Origin of the sequence: Psychrobacter sp. 1U1, from assembly GCF_051847535.1 — a bacterium.
In the GTDB taxonomy this organism is placed as follows: domain Bacteria; phylum Pseudomonadota; class Gammaproteobacteria; order Pseudomonadales; family Moraxellaceae; genus Psychrobacter; species Psychrobacter saeujeotis.
Genome location: NZ_JBPYDD010000002.1, coordinates 168,440 through 189,202, shown reverse-complemented (window position 1 = coordinate 189,202; position 20,763 = coordinate 168,440). Strand labels below are relative to the sequence as shown.

Here is a 20,763-nt window from a genome sequence, read left to right as displayed (position 1 = left end):
ACTAAAATTGGAAGATTTTAATTACGCAGCTTGACAATAATAATCAAACCTCATCTGTCTTGGCGTCTTATAGCCCAAACCTGTCTGACCATGTATTGACTGATGTGATGGCCTTGCTCTGCAAGATGAGTGTGCAATCGCTCACAGCCGTAGCGCTGTTTAGTTTCATCATGAGCCACGCGAGCTGGCTTCTGCATCAAATATATATCTAATACTCCTATCATTCCTACCAATTTACCTCTCTTTAGACGCTCATAACCAAAAGTGTTTAGTGCCAAAAAAATCCGTCAAATATGGGTTTATTAATTATCAGGTTCGCGTTATTATCATCCCTAATTTGCAAGACTCTACTACCTATCAAGAAAGGATGTTCTATGCGCTATGAGGTTATTGTTATTGGTGCTGGTATGGTTGGCACATCGATTGCGTGGCACCTGCAAAATAATGGTTCGCAGGTATTATTGTTAGACAAGAAATTGCCAGGGTCAGAGACTTCATATGGCAATGCTGGTTTGATCCAGCGCGAAGCGATTCATACGCATCCTTTCCCGCGTCAGATCACTGAGATGATTAGAGTATTGCCTAACCAAGGTACTGACATTCGTTATCGTATACCAGCTATCTTACGTTATCATCAAGCGCTATTGCAGTATTGGAAATACTCTACGCCTGCATCAGTCAAAAAAATCGAGGGTGAATGGCAGACATTGATTGAGCATTGTACCAGTGAGCATCAGACTATGATTACAGCGTCTGGCGCTGATGAGCTGATTACTCGTGATGGTTGGTTACAGCTGCATCGTTCTGAAGACACCTTTAAAGAAGCGATTGCCTCAGCTGTTGATGCTCGCGCGCAAGGCGTTGAGCATGACGTACTAAACCTTGAAGAACTAAAAGCGATGGAGCCAAGTGCTAATTTTGAGGGTTTTGTCGGGGCAATTCATTGGAAAAACTCTTGGCAAGTATCTAACCCAAGCGCCTTGGTAAAAGCGTATGCAAAAAATTTCCAAGAGATGCAAGGTACGATCAAAGAGAGCGATGTAAAAGAAATCGTACAAGAGGGTGAAGGCTGGAAAGTGGTTACCGATAACGACACTTATTATAGTGATAAATTGGTCATTGCAGCTGGTCCTTGGTCAAATGATCTGATCAGACCGCTTGGTTACAACTTACCGTTGTTCCCGATGCGTGGCTATCATCAGCACTTTAAAGTGACGGACAAAAACACCATCAATCATAGTATGTTTGATATGGATAAAGGCTTTGTCATGGGGCCAATGCAGCAGGGTATTCGTATCACGACCGGTGCTGAGATGACTACCATGAATGCGCCAAAAAACTTTGGTCAATTGCAGACCGTCCTAAAATTCGCGCGCAAAATTCTACCGCTAGATGATGCTGTAGAAAGTGAAGCTTGGGCCGGCTCACGTCCTTGTATGCCTGATATGAAGCCGGTGATTGGTCCTGCGCCTAAGCACAACAGATTATGGTTTGCCTTTGGTCATAGCCATCAAGGCTTTACATTAGGGCCGATGACAGGACGCATTGTGGAAGAGATGATTCATGATAAGCCGGTACTGGTCGATGTAGCACCATTTAGCGCCCAGCGTTTTTCTAGCTAAACATTATTTTTTGAATGATGATTGTTGCAAATATTTGAATAAATTCAGTTCTATCATTAAGGATTAGTTACGATGAAAAAGTTACATAGCAGTCAGCGTATGAGTAAGATCGTTGTGCATAACCAAACGGTATATTTATGTGGTCAAGTAGGTAATAGCGATGACGATATCAAAGCGCAGACATTGACTTGTTTGGAGAAGATACAAGCATTGTTAGAGGAAGTGGGCAGTGATAAATCGAAACTGCTAACAGTGACGGTCTGGGTAAAAGATATGGCAGACTTTGCTGCGATGAATGAAGTATGGGATAAGTGGTTTGACGGTATACAGCCACCAGCTCGTGCTTGTGGTGAGTCTGCGTTGGCACGTCCTGAGCTATTGGTTGAGATGACTGCCATCGCTGCTGAGTAACTGTCTGTTTATAAAAATTGTATAGAACAAGGAGATAATATTGATATTGTCTCCTTTTTTTTGGTTTTTATACGCTACATATTTATAAAAAACGGTTTACCAGCAAAATTTTGATAAATACAAGTTTACAAAACTAAGGTGTTTACTTATCCAATAGCCTAAGCATCTGTTGCAAAAAAGTACTGACTTGTTTGTGTAGGTTTTGTCGATAAGCCCAGTGATGACTCACTTCATAGCTTGCCTCGTCAGGTAATAAAACTTTCATCAGCCCCATTCCCTCATAACGCTTTGCCAAATCATTTGGTAGGTAACCGACGTGATGACCTGCAAGAATCAGCTGCGCTGTCGCCTCCATATGATAAGTGGTGGCACTCAACGTCTTAGGCTGGATATGGTTAATGCTGTGCTCAGTAATGTAACCCCGTTTGATCCATGAGTAGTTTTGTTCTAGTTCATGAAAAGTCAGGCCTTTTGAGTCATCAAATAAGACGTGTTTGCGTCCACAGCAGACCACTTGTTTTTCAACAAAGGCATGTTGAAAAGTTAATAGAGGAGGAAAGCTACCAAAATAACCCACACCAATGTCGCTTTCGTTGCTCAAAAGCTTGTCTAACATGCTCTCTGGGCTTTGCACATCGATAGAGAAGTGGATCAGTGGATTTTTACTATAGCTTGCGGACAAGCATTGCTGTAACGCGTCATAAAAAAACGCTGGCATCTGATCAATGAGACACAAACGAATGTGACCCCCATGAACAGAGTCTAATTGACGAATATAATGCAATTGATGTTGAAAGCTGGCAACCGCTTCGGTAAAGCTCAAACAGGCTTCATAGACCGCTGCACCATCTTCTGTAAGCTTAAAGCCAGCTCGGCCGCGATGACAGAGCGTCATACCCAAACGATCTTCTAAATGAGTCAAATGACCGCTAATGACAGAAGGGGTAACATTTAAGCGAGTTTGTGCGGCTGTCACGCCTTGACACTCTACAATAGCCATAAAGCTACGTAAGGTTTTGATGTCGATTTTTATCAGCTCATCTAACATTAAGAATTATGCTCCAGTGCCTATTTCTTTCATTTTTTAATATAAAATACGGTTTTTGACTTTTGATAAACTTCTGATAATGACGAACAAATCAAGCTTACTACGGAAATTTAGAAGTTTACTTCTAAATTTTACCATGGTCTGTACTCTGATATTTAGGTATTGTCAAAGCATATAACAAATTGCCTACCGTAAATAAGATAAAACAAGGATGTGAATGATGAAATTCAATCAACCATTAAGCGGCAACGAGATGCCAAGATTTGGCGGTTTTGCTTCGATGATGCGTCTGCCTACTCAAGCTGATGCTCAAGGATTAGACGTTGCTTTTGTTGGCGTACCGTTAGATATTGGGGCGTCAAACCGCAGCGGTGCCAGACTTGGCCCAAGACAGATTCGCGATGAATCTCGTATGATTCGCCCTTATAACGTTGCCACTCGTGCAGCGCCCTTTGAGTCCTTGCAAGTCGCTGACATTGGCGATGTACCCATCAATACTTTTAACCTACTAAAAAGCGTCGATATTATCGAACAATTCTATACCGATAAAATCGTTAAACACGATGCTATCCCATTAACGTTAGGCGGCGATCATACCATTGCACTGCCTATCTTACGCGCGCTTGCCAAAAAACATGGTCCTGTCGGCATGGTGCATATCGATGCTCATGCGGATATCAATGATGATATGTTTGGTGAAAAAATCGCTCATGGTACTCCGTTCCGCCGCGCTGTTGAAGAAAACTTAATCGATGGCAATCGTGTGGTGCAAATTGGCTTGCGTGGTACTGGCTATAGCGCTGAAGAGTTCGATTGGTCAACTCAGCAAGGCTTTCGCGTGGTGCCAGCGGAGGAGTGCTGGTACAAGTCGCTTGCACCGCTCATGGCAGAAGTACGTGAAAAGCTTGGCGATGGTCCTGTTTACTTAAGTTTCGATATCGACGGCATTGATCCGGCGTTTGCGCCTGGTACAGGCACGGCTGAAATTGGCGGTTTGACGTCCACGCAAGGTATCGAGATTATCCGCGGTATGCGTGGCCTTGACGTGGTTGGTGGCGATTTAGTAGAAGTATCACCACCATATGATCCGTTTGGTAATACGTCTGTGTTAGCAGCGAACTTGCTGTTCGAGATGCTATGTATCTTGCCAGGTGTGCGCTATGACGACAAAGTCAAAGCAGTCTACTAATCGCAGCGTTTATCTCGATTGAACTGTCCTGCAAAGAACAGTTTGGACAAAATAGTCTCTATAACAAGCAGCCTTTATATATAAATAATATAAGGGTTGTTTCAAGATACAGATTTGATAATTTTGATAATTGCCTGAATATTCAGCGAACCTTTTTAGGATGATCGACCCATGACGCAATCAATGCAAGCGCCTTCTTCACTGCCAACAACCTCACCTCTGACATGCGGTGAGCTGTTGGTACAATGGTTAGAGTATTACGGAGTTGAAACCGTATTTGGTATCCCTGGTGTCCATACGGTAGAGCTATATCGTGGTTTGCCCAATACCGATATTCGCCATGTGACCCCGCGTCATGAGCAAGGCGCTGGGTTTATGGCCGACGGCTATTACCGCGCGTCTGGTAAAGTTGGCGTTTGCTTTATTATCACAGGCCCTGGCATGACCAATATCATGACTGCGATGGCACAAGCGTTAGCAGATTCTATCCCGATGTTGGTGATATCTAGTGTCAATAAAGTTGAGGACACAGGAAGCGGTGAAGGGCATTTGCATGAGTTGCACGATCAGCAAGGTATGGTCAGCAAGGTTGCGCTTATGAGTAAAACCATCTGGCAACCTGAGGCGCTACCCAAAGTCATCTCTGAAGCATTTGCCATGTTTAACGGCGCTCGTCCAGGCCCTGTCCATATTCAGCTGCCTATCGATGTAATCACCGCTGATGCCAGTCATGTTGCTAAGCCACCTAAAATAGATCAAAGTGCAAAAAACCAAGCTGATGCGATTTTAGCACTACCGCAGGTCACAAGACCGCTACCCAATCCTGCGCAGCTTGATTTGATCGTTGAGCAGCTAAACCGCGCAAAGAATCCAGTTGTATTGTACGGCGGTGGTTGCGTTGACGTCGATCACGATGCGCAAAAATTGGCAGAGCTGATAGATGCCCCGACATTTTTGACCATCAATGCCAAAGGTTTGCTGCCACCTGGTCACGCACTCAGTTTGGGTAGCAATCAGTCATTGGACGCTGGTCGCGCCGTGATTAGCGAGGCGGATTTGGTACTAGCGATCGGTACTGAGCTTGGTGAGACCGATTACGATGTATTCTTTAATGGTGAGTTCCAAATTAACGGCACACTCATTCGTATTGACTGCGATGCTCAGCAGTTGCAGCGTCCTTTTAGAGCGGATATCGCCGTATTGTCTGATGCACAGATGGCGATTAGTGGGCTATGTACACGTTTAGAAAATTACAATCTCGATCATAAGGCAGCAGCGCGCGTAGCCGAGGTGAAGCAGACGTTAATAGAAGCGATGACCCCAGACTTTGCTGGTCAAAATGCACTACTTAAGCTCATTCGTGATGAAGTGAAGGATGTCATCTTCGTTGGTGATTCAACGCAGCCTGTCTATAGTGGCAATCTTGGCTTTGAGGCGTTATCAACCCGTAAATGGTTTAATTCATCGACGGGATTTGGCACGTTGGGTTATGGTTTGCCTGCCGCAATTGGCGCAATGATTGGATCGAAAACGCCTGTCATTAGTCTTATTGGTGACGGTGGTATTCAGTTTACCATTGCTGAGCTTATCTGCGCCGCTGAGCTTGAGCTGCCATTGATTGTCCTACTGTGGAATAACCAAGGTTATGGTGAGATTCGTCGTTATATGGAAGAGGGTGGTTTGCCATTGATTGGGGTCAATATAAAAACACCTAATTTTGAGCATTTAGCCGCTGGATTTGGCGCAGGCTATCGCAGAATTAATGATAAACAACAACTGCTAGATGCTTTACAAACAGACACTCAAGGTAGCCAGCCTATCGTTTATGAAGTGGATGAAGCTGATGAATTTCTTATCAATATGGGTAAGACTTTTACTTGTTTTAGCTAATCAAAAGGTCACTACGCGTATAAGAAACTGGCATATAAAAAACTGGTCGCTCAGGGAAGAACGCCCATGCTATCAAACGTTAAAAAAGCGTCAGACGAAGGACTTGAGCGGTTAATGGGTTTGTTAACGGATCTAATTGCTACTGTCGGTGCGGCTAATGTAATGACCAAACCCAGTCAGCAACAGTCTTATCTACACGGTGCGACTGGAGATATCGCAGATGCCGTCAAGGCAGTAGTAACGCCAGATACCTTAGTAGCGCTTTGGCGCGTGATTAATATTTGTGCGGCAGCGGATGTGATTATTATTGCTCAAGCGGCCAATACGGGACTGACTGGCGGCTCAACCCCGTACGGTGACTATGATCGACCAGTCGTCTTGGTTTCGATGCAGTTATTGACCGGTAGCTACTTGCTTAACGATGCTAAAGAAGTGATTGCGTTACCAGCCACCACGCTTCAGCAGCTAGAAACGCAGCTTTCGCCATTAGGGCGTGAACCGCATTCGGTATTGGGCTCTAGTTGTGTTGGCGCGTCAGTGATTGGCGGTATTTGTAACAGCTCAGGCGGTATGTTGGTACAACGTGGGCCTGCTTATACTGAAATGGCATTGTTTGCTAGGCGTAATAATGATGGTGAGTTTGAGTTAATTAATCATTTAGGTATTGATTTAGGTGAGCATCCAGAGCAGCAGCTGCGCAATTTACAGTCTGGACAGTTTGACAAAAGCTTGAGCGCTTTAAGTGATACATCCATCAATAGAAGTAATGCAAACCATCACTATCAGCATAAAGTCCGTGACTACAAAGCCAGTACGCCTGCTCGTTTTAATAATGACCCTAACGGTCTATATGAAGCTGCTGGCTCAGCAGGTAAGGTCATTGTCTTCGCTGTTAGGGTCGCCACATTTGCTAAGCCGGCCCAAGAACAAACGTTTTATATCTCGACCGATAACGCGGATACCTTAACCATATTGCGTAAGCAATGGCTAAAAAGCGCGCTGAGTCTGCCTGTCTTGGCAGAGTATATGCACAAAGACTACAACGATATTACCCTGCGCTATGGCCGCGACACTTGTCTTAGTATGCGCAAGTTGCCAGCCAGCAAAATAGGGGTGCTATACCGATTACAAGCAAAGATCAGCTATTATCTAGATAAATGGCGACTGCCAAAAACGTTGCCTGATCGCGTGCTACAGATGGCAGCCATCTTTATGCCCGCCTCGTTACCAAAAAACTTAGCTGAGCAGTCACTTTCGTACCGTTATCACTTAATTATAAAAGTGGCGGATGATGATGATAAGAGTAATGACATTGCTGCTGCGACAGCATTTTTACGTGAGTATGTACAGCGACAACAAGGCAAATTGCATCTGTGTACAAAGGATGAAGCACAAGCATTATTGATGTTTCGTAGTGCCGCCACCGCTGCTATGTTTCGCTATCATAACCTCAATCACACAGCGTTCGGTGAGCTATTATCCACTGATATCGCTCTGCCTAGAAATGCGACAGATTGGGATGAGTCTTTGCCGACTCATTTACAACAGCAAGTAAGTAGAACTTTTTATTTGGGACATTTTTTTTGTCACGTTTTGCATCAGGATTATCTATTAAAGCCTGCGGTTGATGTAAAAGAGTTCAAAAAAGCGCTACTAGATTTTTACAATGAGCGCCATATCGAGTACCCTGCAGAGCACAATGTGGGCCACGTCTATACTGCAAAACCTGCACTACATTCTTTTTATAAAAAACTAGATCCGACCAATTCACTTAATCCGGGAATTGGTCGGACAGCAAAATGGAAAAATTGGCGAGTGTCGCCTATCATGGAGGAAACAAATGACGGTTAATATCAATAAGTCGCAGCAGCCTGTTTTAGGCAATGATGCTGTCGACTCAAAAACGCCGCAAGGAGAGCAATGGCGCGCGTCATTGTGGAAGTTTTTATTGTTTTCAGCGCTTGGTATTGCGCTATTTATTATTCCATTTCAATGGGATGGTAAAGTTACGATTTTACTTGGTGTATTAACCGATGCTTTGCAGGCGGCTTTAGGTAGTTATGTCGCTTATATTACCCTTGCGATAGTCACGACCTCTTTTATTGGCGCGCTTGCAGTCAAAGTATTGCGTCCTAATTTACACCCAGATTCTTTACTAAAAAAACTCTTCGATGTCGATTGGTTATGGCTTGTCGCACGTTTTTTAGGTACGCTATTTATCTGGATGATTTTTTTACAAGTAGGTCCAGAATTTATTATTAACCGGAATACTGGCGGCGTCATATTTGAAGATCTGGTCCCCATTTTGGTTCCTTTATTTTTCTTTGCCATTTTATCTTTACCGTTCTTGACTGACTTTGGCTTGATGGAGTTTTTGGGAACTTTGGCCAGTAAAGTATTTATTAAACTGTTCAAACTGCCAGGTCGTTCTGCAGTCGATGCAATGTCCTCATGGTTTGGTGCAGCCTCTATCGGTCTGCTAGTGACTATGCAAGAGTACGATAAGAGTTACTATAGTCAGCGTGAAGCAGCCATTATTGCCACGACTTTTTCGGTAACCTCTATTGCTTTTACTTATGTCGTTGCCAAGACCATTGGGGTAGATAATAATTTTGTCTTCTTTTATTTGACCATCGCTTTGACTGGTTTTATTGCTGCGATTATTATGCCGCGCATACCACCATTGTCACTAAAGCCTGACACCTACCATTCTGGTAAATGTTTGTTGAATGAAGACATTCCTGCGCAATATAGTATGCCGCAGTGGGCATTGAACCGCGCAGTGACTCGCGCACACTCTATGCCAGGCTTGGGTAGTGTATTTAAAAACAGCGTAAAAAACTTGTTTGATATCTATTTTGGACTTATCCCAATTATTTTTGCAATCGGTACTATTGGTCTAGGATTAGCTGAATATACGCCTGTGTTTGATTGGCTTGCCGCGCCATTGGTTCCTGTGCTCGATTTGTTACAAATTCCAGAGGCTGCCAAAGCAGCTCCTGCTATGATTATGGGTTTTGCTGATATGTACTTACCAGCGTTGGTCGGTAAGAGTATTGAGAGTGAAATGACACGCTTTGTCGTTGGCGCTGCCTCTATCACGCAGATTATTTACATGTCTGAAGTTGGTGCGCTGATTTTGAAATCAAACATTAAACTTAATGTTTTAGAGCTGTTTATGATTTTTATTATTCGTACGCTTATTAGCTTGGTGGTTATTACATCAGTGGCACATTTGCTGTACTAGTAATTTATTTATAGCAAACATAGAGCCGATTTGATGTCAGTCAGATCGGCTTTTTGCTATTCATATGTTTTCAAAAAACTCTCAAATCGCTAAGCGTGAAAACTTCTCTTGATATTCTTTTGGTGTCAGCTCGGTTGCGCGCTTAAAAAGTCGCGTGAATGATGAGATGTCATCGTAGCCAACTTGCTCAGTCAGCGATTTTATCGTCACATTCCCTGATTCCAACAACCGCTTTGCTTGCTCAATTCTGACTGCTTGAATGTATTCAATCGGGCGCATCGCGACGCAAGATTGAAAACGTCTGTTTAAGGTACGCGGGGTGACATTGACCATCGCTGCCAAATGGCTCACCTGTAAAGGTTGTTTAAAGTTTTCTTCGATAAATACTTGTACTTGCTTGACCAGCTGGTCTGCATGCGGCTTATGCAAAGTCACGTTAGTATAGCTGTTTTGATTGCCACGTTTGCTATCGATGATCTGAGTTTTGGCCACTTGAGTCGAAATCTCACGGCCGCAGTAACGCTCTATCAATAACAAGGCTAAGTCATAAAAGGCGCTACCGCCTGCGGCGCAAAAAATATGTCCCGATTGGGTTGTTGACTCGCTTTTTGACTGGATTTTTGATTGCGTAACAAACTGGTTTTCTTGCAAATCAACCAATGGAAAGTCTGTCTTAAACTTATTGGCATACCCCCAATGAGTGGTCGCGACTTTGCCATCGAGTAAGCCTGCCCTTGCCAAAAAAAACGCGCCGCTACAGTTACTGGCGATATCCGCCTTGGTCGTTGCAAGCCGCTTTATATGCACAATTAATTCACTGTTCTGATTCAGTACTTTATCGATCGAATCGCCAATGGTTGGAATTAATAATAAGTCGCACTCAATTACATCCTTAATATCGCAATGCGCTTGCATGATTAAGCGGTTGCTACATCTGATATCGACACCGCCTAAACTGGCTATCTGCACATCAAATCTTGGCTCTACCGTCTCATCCGCGAATCGTTGCCAGCTGACCCCAGTAAACGAAAATAAATCTAGGGCCCCAGCGAGCACGCTACCGAGCACACCATCGAAACCAACAATAATGACTTTAAAGGGTTTAGAGTAGGGCACAAGCATTTCCTTTCTTTATACTTATCAGAAATAAAATTTTCGACTGAATATTTCTCACAATTAATGTTGTGTATGTCTTATTTGACCATAATTATGTCATAAATGACAATACGGTACGGCGTTAAATTAGATTACTATCAATTAATTATCAAATTTAATAAGTTAACGAGAATACTATGGCAGCAGATACGCTTATCAATGACTTTGAATTACCGTTCCAATTATATGATGTATTGGGCACTGAAGACTTAACCAGACATCATAAATTTGCAGAACACAGCCGCGAAACCTTTGATGCGGTTTTGGGTACCGCCAATAAAATCGCCACCGATTTGTTTTTGCCGCATAACCATTTGGCAGATAAAAACGAACCACAGTTTGACGGCAAAAAAGTCAGCATGATAGACGATGTAAAAGTTGCCTTTGATGCGTTTCGTGAGTCAGGTTTTATCGCGGGTCGTTATAGCTTTGATGATGGTGGGATGCAATTACCCGAAACCGTCATGACAGCGGTGGCAGGCTATTTTATGGCAGCCAATCCATCGACGACTGCCTATCCGTTTTTGACCACGGCCGCGATTAATGTCATCTCACATTTTGCCAGTGATGAGATTAAAGATGCCTTTATGCCGCGTATGCTAACAGGTGAATTTACTGGCACTATGGCACTGACCGAGCCGCATGCTGGTTCATCGCTTGCTGATATCAAAACCACCGCTGTCAAGCAAGACGACGGTAGCTATCGAATCAAAGGTAGCAAGATTTATATCTCAGCGGGCGATCATGAGTTGTCTGACAATATCGTGCATTTGGTATTGGCCAAAGTACCGGGCGGTCCTGGTGGTGTCAAAGGTATCTCGTTATTTGCTGTACCCAAGTATCGCTTAAATGAAGATGCCTCGGTTGGTGAGCGTAATGATGTCCATCTAACCGGACTCATTCATAAACTTGGCTATCGAGGAGCGACTTCTACGGCGTTGAGCTTTGGCGATGCAGGCGAGTGCTATGGCTACCTTATTGGTGAAGAGCATTTTGGTCTGCGTTATATGTTTAAGATGATGAACGAAGCGCGTATCGCGGTTGGCTTTGGCGCGGCGATGATTGGCTATCGTGGTTATCAGTATTCGCTCGATTATGCCAAAGACAGAACGCAGGGCAGAATCGCACCGAATAATAAGCCTGAAGATGCAGCAACGGCGATTATTCAGCATGGTGACGTCAAACGCATGCTGCTTGCGCAAAAAGCTTACAGTGAGGGCGGCATTTCACTGTGCTTATACGGCTCGAACCTGATTGACCGTATCAATACCTGTGAAGATGATACGCTAAAAAACGAGCTATCAGAATTATTAGATTTATTAACGCCAGTACTCAAAGCATGGCCATCTGAGTATGGTCCAAAGGCCAATGATTTAGGTATTCAAGTATTGGGCGGCGCAGGTTATACGCGTGAATATCAGGCCGAGCAGTTTTGGCGTGACAACCGTCTCAATCCCATTCATGAAGGCACAAATGGCGTGCAAGCGTTAGATTTGTCATTCCGAAAGTTATGGCAAAATAAAGGGCTTGGTATTCAAATTCTAAAACGTGAAATCACTCAAGACTTGGAAAATATCAGTACACCGGAGACTGCCAAACTCGCCGGTAAATTGATGCCTTATATGAGTCACTTGCATGAGGTATTGGTGCATTTAAGCAAAATCCTGCAAACGGAAAAAGCCATCACGTTGACTGGTAATGCACAAGCATTGATGAATATCTTTGCCTCAATCGTGGTCAGTTGGATTTGGATTCGCCAAGCCAGCAAAGCTGAGCAACTACTAAGTACGACGCAAGATGTTGAGCAGCAGAATTTTTACAAAGGCAAAATCCAAGCAGCCAAATACTTTATCGATTGGGAATTACCCTTAATCAATCGCGATATTGAACTGTTAAATAAAGACAATGCCGTATGTACCGATATGCAAGCAGAATGGTTCTAACCAATGAAAGGTTAGTAGTATCATTTTGTAGAAACTTACACCAGATAAAATAATACACGTTTAAAGGAATAAAATATGACGCTAAATACAAATGGAATTGCCTCAGACGTAACTGGTAAACGCATTTTAATCACCGGCGGGGCTTCTGGTATCGGAGCCGCAAGTGCATTATTGTTAGCCAGTCGCGGGGCCAAAGTAGTCATTGGTGATCTAGCAGAAGAGATGGGTGCAGCTGTTGCTAAGCAAGGTCAGGACGCTGGCAATAGTATCGTCTTTAAAAAGGTCGATGTCACTAGTGGCGATGAAGTGCGTGCGCTATTTGCCTTTGCCATGGAAACGCTTGGTGGTCTCGATGTGGTAATAAACAATGCTGGTATCGATCATAAACCAGCACCCATGCATGAGCTAAGCGATGAAGATTTCGATCGTAATATCGCCGTCAACCTAAAAGGCGTTTGGCATTGTATGAGGGCCGCTGTTACTTGTATGGCACCCGATGGTGGCGGTCATGTGATTAATGTCGCGTCTATCGCAGGCCTGCGTTCTGCGCCGCTATTATCAGCTTATAGCGCTGCTAAGCATGGTGTCATGGGGCTAACCAAGTCTGCGGCTCATGAATATGCGCGCGTCAATATTCGTTTTAATGCGGTATGTCCGAGCTTTATCGATACGCCGATGGTGCGTAATACTATGGCAAATATGGATGAGCGTGCCCAACAAGCAACCATCAAAGCCAGCCCAATGCGCCGTTTAGGTGACGTCGATGAAGTGTCTGGTGCGATTGCATGGCTGGCTAGTGATGAAAGCAGCTTTATGAATGGTCATGCGTTTACCCTCGATGGCGGCATGTTGGCTTAATAATCAAATAACTGCTAAACCATTACGGCGTTAGCCTCGCTCGATGTACTATTTGTACTATCTACGCTCGGCTGCCTTGTAATGAGTTTGCAGTTTTTCGATTATAACTTATTAAGTATTTCCGATAAAAAATTGAAAAATGAATAGCTAATTCAAAATATAAGGAATAGTTGTAGGCTGGGTTTTTAACCCAGCTGTGAAAATTTATAAAAGTAAAACGCTGGGTTAAAAACCCAGCCTACGCCAAAAAACTAAAATAGTTGAAAATGAGATTTACTTTTAAGACTTTACAAATATAAAAGGAACACCTATGAAAGATTTATTTGATTTAACGGGCAAGATTGCCTTGGTTACTGGCGCTAGTCGTGGTATTGGTGAGTCTATCGCTCGTTTATTGGCATCTAGAGGCGCACATGTCATTGTCTCTAGCCGTAAGATTGATGCTTGCCAAGCCGTCGCTGATAGCATCAAAGATGATGGACATAAAGCCAGCGCCTTTGCCTGCCATGTCGGTGAGATGGAGCAGATTGATGCGATCTTTGAGCATATCAAAAGCGAATTTGGTCAAATTGATATCTTAGTGAATAACGCCGCGGCCAACCCTTATTATGGGCATATTTTAGATACCGATCTAGGCGCTTTTGATAAGACCGTCGAAGTCAATATTCGCGGTTATTTCTTTATGTCGACGGCGGCAGGCAAGATGATGCGCGAGCAGGGCGGCGGGGTGATTTTAAACACCGCATCGGTAAATGGCTTGGTGGCAGGTGATAAGCAAGGCATCTATTCAATCACTAAGGCTGCCGTGATTAGCATGACCAAAGCCTTTGCCAAAGAATGTGGCCCATTAAACATTCGCGTCAATGCTTTGTTGCCAGGTCTAACCGATACTAAGTTTGCCTCGGCTTTGACTACCAATGATAAAGTCTTAAAGATGGCGCTACATGCCATTCCACTAGGACGCGTCGCCGATCCAGACGAGATGGCAGGCACGGTATTGTATCTAGTGTCTGATGCGTCAAGCTATACGACGGGCGCTACGGTTGTAGTCGATGGTGGTATGCTTGCTTAATAGTAAATGAGTAGTTTGAAATAATAGAGCCAGCTCTTAAGGTAGAGAAACCGCATGATGCTAATATCATGCGGTTTTTTTATATTTATACTCTATATTCAGCTTATGCGATCTAAACTTATAAATAAATTAACTGTGAAGCTACGTTAATAAAAAATAGAGATGAGTTATTGTCCTGCAATATAACTGTTGTTATAGTAAATAACGGTTTGATCGTAAAATGAGTCGCTTGTAGCGTATTTACTAAGCTCTTTTATTGTCTACCGGTTACTACCAAGTACGAAATGGAATTCGTCTCAGAGTTAGTAGATGCTATCTCTATACCTCAATACGATAAGGAAGTCGTCAATGATACATGCTCATACCCCCATTCATAATAAGCAAAAATTCAATAACAAAACCAGTAAAAATCCCACTACTAGGGCATTAAAATCAACTTTTACTGCATTAGTGGCTAGTCTGGCGCTTGCATATAGCGCGCAAGCATTTGCTCATGGCGGCAAAGTCAATATGGTTCCGATCGAGGAGGCGATGAGTACAGCGGGTGCAGACGTTGAATATGATAGTTATGCTGAGATGTATACTATTACTAAGAACTCAACCCGCGTACAAATCAAACCCAACAGCAAAACTGCTATGGTGAACGGGCAGTCCTTAGCAATCACCAATCCGCTCATCATAAAAGATGGTCAAGCTTTAGTGCCTGATTCATTAGCAAATGAGATTTTACAATCAGGTTTGGATCAAACTTTTAAGATAGAGCAAAGCCCGCATCCACTCAATGTGTTAAGTGCTGAGGAGATCGAGCAAACTTTGGCTATTATCAAAAAAGCCAAGCCTACCGAGACCAATCTACGGTTTTCTGATATCCGCCTAAAACAACCTGATAAAGATGCAGTATGGCGTAATGTCACTGAAAACAAGCCTTACCAAGGTGATCGAGTGGCAACCTTTAGCATTTTAAAAGGCAATACGGTCATTGAAGGTGAAGCAAATTTAAACAAAAACGCCTTAACCAGTTGGAATGCGATAGAAGATACCTTTGGTATGGTGCTGGTAGATGATTTTTATGCCATACAAGACATCATCCAAAATAGCCCTGAATACAAAGTGGCGTTAAAAAAACATGGTATAGATGATGTGACTAAGGTTGTCGGAACGCCGCTGACCGTTGGATATTTCGGTGATCAGGACAATTTAGATCAGCAGCTGCGCGTCCTTAAAATCGTCTCTTATCTAGATGTGGGCGATGGCAACTACTGGGCGCATCCTATCGAAAACTTGGTGGCAGTGGTCGATTTAGATGAGAAAAAAATCATTAAAATAGAGGAAGGTAGTGTCATTCCCGTACCGATGACCCCGCGTCCAATCGATGGTCGTGATCAAGATATTGTCACTAGTAAGCCATTAAATATCATCGAACCAGAAGGCAAAAACTATACCATCACTGGCCGAGACGTTGAATGGCACAACTGGAAGTTTCATATTGGTTTAGACAGTCGAACAGGCCTACAGCTTAGTACGGTCACTTTTAATGATAAAGGCGTTGATCGCAAAATCATGTATCAAGGTAACTTGGGCGGTATGGTCGTGCCTTATGGCGATCCAGATATGGGCTGGTACTTTAAATCTTATCTTGATGCTGGTGAATACGGCATGGGAACTCTGACCTCGCCGCTAGAAAAGAACGTCGATGCACCAGAAAACGCGGTACTCCTTGACGCTGTGCTACCAGACTATCAAGGCAATCCTTATACCATTCCGAATGCCATTGCAGTGTTTGAGCGCTATGCAGGTCCTGAGTTTAAACATCAAGAAATGGGGCAAAAAAACGTTAGTACTGAGCGCCGTGAGCTGGTCGTACGCTGGATAAGTACGATAGGTAACTATGATTATATTTTTGACTGGGTGTTTGAGCCAAACGGTACGATCGGTATCGACGCTGGGGCAACTGGTATCGAGGCTGCTAAAGGCGTACTTGCAAAAACCATGCACGATCCAACGGCCAAAGAAGACACTCGCTATGGTACGTTGATTGATCATAATATCGTCGGTCCAACGCACCAGCATATCTATAACTTCCGTTTGGATATGGATGTCGATGGCGAGACCAATCATATCAAACGTATAGATCCCATCGTCGCTGACAATACACGCGGAGGGCCGCGTACTAGTGCGATGGAGACTCGCGAAACCACAGTGGTGACCGAGACGGCCGCCAAAGCAAACTTCGATCCTGCTTCTGTGCGTCTAATCAGTAATGCAAGCAAAGAGAACCGTATGGGAAATCCGGTATCGTATCAGATGATTCCGTTTGCAGGCGGGACTCATCCTATCGCAAAAGGCGCCAACTTCGCTGACGATGAGTGGATATACAATCGTCTTAATTTTATGGATAAACAGATTTGGGTGACCAACTATGATGCAGATGAGCAATATCCAGAAGGCAAATACCCCAATCGCTCTGACAAAGATACCGGCTTGGGGGCGTTTACGAAAGACGATGAAAACATTCATAACAAAGACTTGGTGGTGTGGCTAACGACAGGTACCACCCATATTGCCCGTGCTGAAGAGTGGCCTATCATGCCGACAGAATGGGTAAACGTGCTACTCAAACCGTGGAATTTCTTTGATGAAACGCCATCGCTGCATTTGAATCAAGATAAAGGTGAAAGCGAGAGCAAATAAGTACCTAAGTAAATAAACGCCTTTAGAATATTAGGCCATAACCCTAACCATAAGAGTAAAAAAATGAAAGAATTTAATTTAATTATCAACGGTGAAAGTGTTGGCACCACTGACTATTTTGACGTTATCAACCCAGCGGACAAATCTGTCATTGCTCGTTGCCCAAAGGCTACCACTGCGCAGTTGAATGATGCGGTAGCAGCGGCCAAATCAGCGTTCCCTACTTGGTCGGCATTGACTTATGAGCAGCGCCGAGATCGTTTGATGCAGCTTGCTGATGCTATCGAAGATAACGCTGAGGAGCTGATGACGCTACTGACCAAAGAGCAGGGTAAGCCGACCAAAGGCTTTGCAGATCTAGGTGCAGGCTTTGAGTTTGGTGGCACACTCGCTTGGATACGCGCGACCGCCAGTATGACATTGGAGCCGCAGGTCATTCAAGATAACGACACCGCACATATAGAGCTACATCGCAAGCCACTTGGGGTAGTAGGTTCGATTACGCCGTGGAACTACCCATTGCTGATAGGTATCTGGCACATTATCCCTGCACTATTGACAGGTAATACAGTTGTCATGAAGCCCTCTGAGATGACCCCATTGACCGTATTACGATTCGGTGAAATCGCTAAAGACATTTTGCCCGCTGGTGTGTTAAATATAGTGACTGGCGAAGGGGAAATTGGGGCTGCGATGACGTCACATCAAGATATTCAAAAAATCGTATTTACAGGCTCGACGCCCACGGGCAAAGCCATTATGAAAAGCGCAGCTGACAATCTTACCCGCTTGACACTAGAGCTTGGTGGCAACGATGCGGGTATTGTCTTAGCAGATGCCGATATTGCTGCTTGTGCGCCAAAGATATTTGCGACCTCTTTTATTAATAATGGCCAAACTTGTGCTGCCCTAAAGCGCCTTTATGTCCATGAATCTGTGCATGATGAGCTATGTGAAGCTTTAACGAACATGGCCAATAGCATGAAAACGGGCAATGGCTTTGATGAAGATACTGACTTTGGACCGCTACAGAATCAAGAGCAGCTTAATATCGTCAAAGCACTTGCCAAAGATGCCAAAGAGCGCGGCGCCAACTTCTTATGCGGCGGTGACGTCACGGACGAGAGCGGCTATTTTTATCCAATCACGCTCGTGAGCAATATTAATGATGGGGCAAGGCTGGTCGATGAAGAACAATTTGGGCCCATTTTACCTATTATTAAATTTAGCGATGTAGAAGAGGCGATAGATAGCGCCAATCGCTTGCAAGTGGGGCTTGGCGGCTCAGTGTGGTCGCAGAATATCGAAAAGGCACAGAAAATTGCTTCTCGCTTAGAGTGCGGTACGGTCTGGATCAACAACCATGCCATGATTCAGCCTGATGCGCCATTTGGCGGTGTGAAAGACTCAGGGTTTGGGGTGGAGTTTGGAGAAGCTGGCCTAAAAGAATTCACCTTCATCCAAACCGTACAGACGTTTAAATCTTAAAACCACTTTTACTGATAACAAGGGTCATTAAAGATTCTATGCTGTAGTCACGTTTGCAGCATAGAGTCTTTATTTGTATTTGACTCTGATTAGGCGCTGGCATATATTCAATGGTTGGTGATAATAATATGATGACTTTTAGCCATATAAAGAAAGGCTATGATGGCATCATACAAAATGGACTGCGTCATAAACAATGGAGTGTACAGAGTGAAAATATACAGTCATGAAAACTTAAGTCTGCATAGACCACTGCCTTACTTTTCGTATGGAAAAATGCATGAGCCGCTAGAGATACCAGAGCGTATGGTCGAGATGTTAAAAGCACCAGCGGCATTAGGACTGGAGGTGACGAATGCCAAAGAGGTCGGGATGGGACCGATCTTAGCGGTGCATGACTTTGGTTATGTTGAGTTTTTAAAGCATGGCTATGACGAATGGATGGCGGTAGAAGAGGACTTAGGGGACCAAGTACAGACAGGGATTTTTGTGCCGTATGACAATCCTGGACTGGGCATCATGGCAAAAGCGGCCAAATATCAGGCCGATGATAGCGCGCCAATCAGTGAGCATTCATGGATATCTATCTATTGGTCAGCGCAAACGGCGCTTAATGCAGCTGAGGCTTTGCTTAACGATGATAGCGACTCAAGCAATGACACCGATGTACAACTTTGCTTTTCACGGCCGCCCGGTCACCATGCACGCAAGAGCGCAGCAGGTGGATTCTGTTATCTAAACAACGCTGCCATCATCGCGGAACACTTACGACAAAAATACGCCAAAATAGCCATCATCGATACCGATATGCATCACGGTCAGGGTATTCAAGAGATATTCTACGAGCGTAAAGATGTCTTATATACCTCGGTACATGGCGACACCGTTAATTTTTATCCGGGTGTCACTGGTCATGAGTTTGAAAGAGGGACGGGTGAGGGAGAGGGTTATAACGTCAACTTCCCAATGCCGCATGGTACTGATGAGGACGGCTTTTTTGAGTATGTCGATAAATCCATCGATACTATAAAAACCTTTGATCCTGATGTCATCGTCCACGTCTTAGGGTTTGATGTCTACAAAGATGATCCAGAAGCGAGATGTAAGGTCAGTACAGAGGGCTTTAAGATATTGGCGCAAAAGATGAAAGCGTTAAACAAACCTTTGATTGTACTGGTAGAGGGTGGCTACTATATCCAAAAGCTCAACCATAATTTACAGGCGTTTTTATCTGGGTTAGTAGGAGAAGATAGCTAATCATTTGTCTGATTATTTGACTGACTGTTTGACTGGTTATCTGATAAAGATGGCTTTATTAAAACCCGACTTAAAATATAAAGGACACGGTAACAGTTATCGTGTCTTGTTCCATATTGTCGTATATTTGTCCATTGGTCGCCTAAAACTTAATAAATCTTTTGGCATATAAATGCCAAGTATTCTTTATAACGCTTATCCAACCTGTCAATTTACGCTATAATCATCAGCAATTTATCCAATCTAGTCGCATAAAGGGTCCGCGAGTCATGATTAATACCAAAATATATAAGTCCATTTATGTGCTAGCCGAAAAGCTACTAGAAGCCGATAGCAAAAATGATCAAGAAACATTTGACGCTCTCTATGCACAGCTAAAAGATCTTTGCATCGAAAATGAGAAGAGCGATAAAGACCACCCAGAGCAATGGGAGACGCTCGCTGACTTCACTGAAGACTTAGAAGCTGCGCTTATCATTTATGAAAAAGCACTCAAAAAAGCCACTGCTATTAATTCAAAAGATCATATGGCATCAATTGCGTTTTCTATGGCTGAGTTACAGATTGAATTGGGCCAAAAAGACGCGGCTCTCACCAATCTAAAAAACGCCAAAACCAGTGCCAATAAAATTGAAGATAAAGAATTTAAGACTGAGATAAACAAGCTACTTGCCACGCTATCGGCAGAGTAACTGTCATATAAAAGGGCGTTTGAACCGCTTTAATTTTAAAGTTAAACGTCTATACCTAAGCGCACCTGCTTGCCTTTTGTCGAAAAATTGTCCAAAATGCGACAACGAAAACGTGTTAGCGGGTTCGTTGCAGATTTACCTCATTGTCATGTCTGTTTTAGTATTCATTATTTTGAGGTTTTTTTAATAAGGAAGTTAAT

At 43.7% G+C, this 20,763-nt stretch carries 16 protein-coding genes; 13 read left to right on the top strand and 3 right to left on the bottom strand.

Going from position 1 to position 20,763, the window contains the following annotated elements:
- Positions 1–50 precede the first annotated feature (50 nt).
- Positions 51–278 carry a hypothetical protein gene (locus ACS8FB_RS03125; RefSeq protein ID WP_439260960.1) on the bottom strand — a complete coding sequence of 76 codons (228 nt, stop codon included), beginning with the start codon at positions 276–278 and terminating at the stop codon, positions 51–53.
- A gap of 96 nt (positions 279–374) precedes the next feature.
- Between ACS8FB_RS03125 and ACS8FB_RS03120 the strand changes: the two genes are divergently transcribed.
- Together ACS8FB_RS03120 and ACS8FB_RS03115 are read left to right on the top strand one after the other, a co-directional pair.
- Complete coding sequence (locus tag ACS8FB_RS03120; protein WP_439260959.1) at positions 375–1,622, top strand: NAD(P)/FAD-dependent oxidoreductase; 1,248 nt, start codon at positions 375–377, stop codon at positions 1,620–1,622.
- Between the two features lie 72 nt (positions 1,623–1,694).
- On the top strand, positions 1,695–2,033 hold the full coding sequence (locus ACS8FB_RS03115; RefSeq protein ID WP_299219550.1) for a RidA family protein: 339 nt from the start codon (positions 1,695–1,697) through the stop codon (positions 2,031–2,033).
- 142 nt (positions 2,034–2,175) lie between these two features.
- Here ACS8FB_RS03115 and ACS8FB_RS03110 read toward each other — a convergent pair whose 3' ends face one another.
- Positions 2,176–3,081: a LysR family transcriptional regulator gene (locus ACS8FB_RS03110; RefSeq protein WP_439260958.1), complete on the bottom strand. Its 906-nt coding sequence runs from the start codon at positions 3,079–3,081 to the stop codon at positions 2,176–2,178.
- Positions 3,082–3,301: 220 nt separating this feature from the next.
- Here ACS8FB_RS03110 and speB point away from each other — a divergent pair, with 220 nt between their 5' ends.
- From speB to ACS8FB_RS03090, 4 genes are all read left to right on the top strand, one after another.
- The gene (speB, locus tag ACS8FB_RS03105; RefSeq protein ID WP_439261294.1) at positions 3,302–4,270 is read left to right on the top strand and encodes an agmatinase; all 969 of its coding nucleotides are present in this window, start codon (positions 3,302–3,304) and stop codon (positions 4,268–4,270) included.
- A 171-nt stretch (positions 4,271–4,441) separates the two neighbouring features.
- A complete protein-coding gene (locus tag ACS8FB_RS03100) occupies positions 4,442–6,160 on the top strand; it encodes a 5-guanidino-2-oxopentanoate decarboxylase (RefSeq protein ID WP_439260957.1) in 1,719 nt (572 codons plus the stop codon).
- Between the two features lie 66 nt (positions 6,161–6,226).
- The gene (gene dld / locus ACS8FB_RS03095; protein ID WP_439260956.1) at positions 6,227–8,011 is read left to right on the top strand and encodes a D-lactate dehydrogenase; all 1,785 of its coding nucleotides are present in this window, start codon (positions 6,227–6,229) and stop codon (positions 8,009–8,011) included.
- Entirely contained in the window at positions 8,001–9,407 is a 1,407-nt protein-coding gene (locus ACS8FB_RS03090) for a YjiH family protein (protein WP_439260955.1), read from the top strand. The genes dld and ACS8FB_RS03090 overlap by 11 nt, the downstream gene beginning before the upstream one ends.
- Positions 9,408–9,488: 81 nt before the next feature.
- Here ACS8FB_RS03090 and ACS8FB_RS03085 read toward each other — a convergent pair whose 3' ends face one another.
- Positions 9,489–10,529, bottom strand: coding sequence for a GlxA family transcriptional regulator (locus ACS8FB_RS03085; protein ID WP_439260954.1), 1,041 nt, complete (start codon positions 10,527–10,529; stop codon positions 9,489–9,491).
- A 170-nt stretch (positions 10,530–10,699) separates the two neighbouring features.
- Here ACS8FB_RS03085 and ACS8FB_RS03080 point away from each other — a divergent pair, with 170 nt between their 5' ends.
- The 7 genes from ACS8FB_RS03080 (at position 10,700) to ACS8FB_RS03050 (ending at position 20,563) form a co-directional block, all read left to right on the top strand.
- Positions 10,700–12,505 carry an acyl-CoA dehydrogenase gene (locus ACS8FB_RS03080; RefSeq protein WP_439260953.1) on the top strand — a complete coding sequence of 602 codons (1,806 nt, stop codon included), beginning with the start codon at positions 10,700–10,702 and terminating at the stop codon, positions 12,503–12,505.
- A 75-nt stretch (positions 12,506–12,580) separates the two neighbouring features.
- Positions 12,581–13,363 carry an SDR family NAD(P)-dependent oxidoreductase gene (locus ACS8FB_RS03075; RefSeq protein ID WP_290188699.1) on the top strand — a complete coding sequence of 261 codons (783 nt, stop codon included), beginning with the start codon at positions 12,581–12,583 and terminating at the stop codon, positions 13,361–13,363.
- Between the two features lie 310 nt (positions 13,364–13,673).
- Complete coding sequence (locus ACS8FB_RS03070) at positions 13,674–14,435, top strand: SDR family oxidoreductase (protein WP_439260952.1); 762 nt, start codon at positions 13,674–13,676, stop codon at positions 14,433–14,435.
- A 348-nt stretch (positions 14,436–14,783) separates the two neighbouring features.
- Complete coding sequence (tynA, locus tag ACS8FB_RS03065; protein WP_439260951.1) at positions 14,784–17,126, top strand: primary-amine oxidase; 2,343 nt, start codon at positions 14,784–14,786, stop codon at positions 17,124–17,126.
- A 63-nt stretch (positions 17,127–17,189) separates the two neighbouring features.
- Positions 17,190–18,614 carry an aldehyde dehydrogenase family protein gene (locus ACS8FB_RS03060; protein ID WP_439260950.1) on the top strand — a complete coding sequence of 475 codons (1,425 nt, stop codon included), beginning with the start codon at positions 17,190–17,192 and terminating at the stop codon, positions 18,612–18,614.
- Positions 18,615–18,824: 210 nt separating this feature from the next.
- A complete protein-coding gene (locus ACS8FB_RS03055) occupies positions 18,825–19,871 on the top strand; it encodes a histone deacetylase family protein (RefSeq protein WP_439260949.1) in 1,047 nt (348 codons plus the stop codon).
- A 269-nt stretch (positions 19,872–20,140) separates the two neighbouring features.
- Complete coding sequence (locus ACS8FB_RS03050; RefSeq protein WP_439260948.1) at positions 20,141–20,563, top strand: tetratricopeptide repeat protein; 423 nt, start codon at positions 20,141–20,143, stop codon at positions 20,561–20,563.
- Positions 20,564–20,763 lie beyond the last annotated feature (200 nt).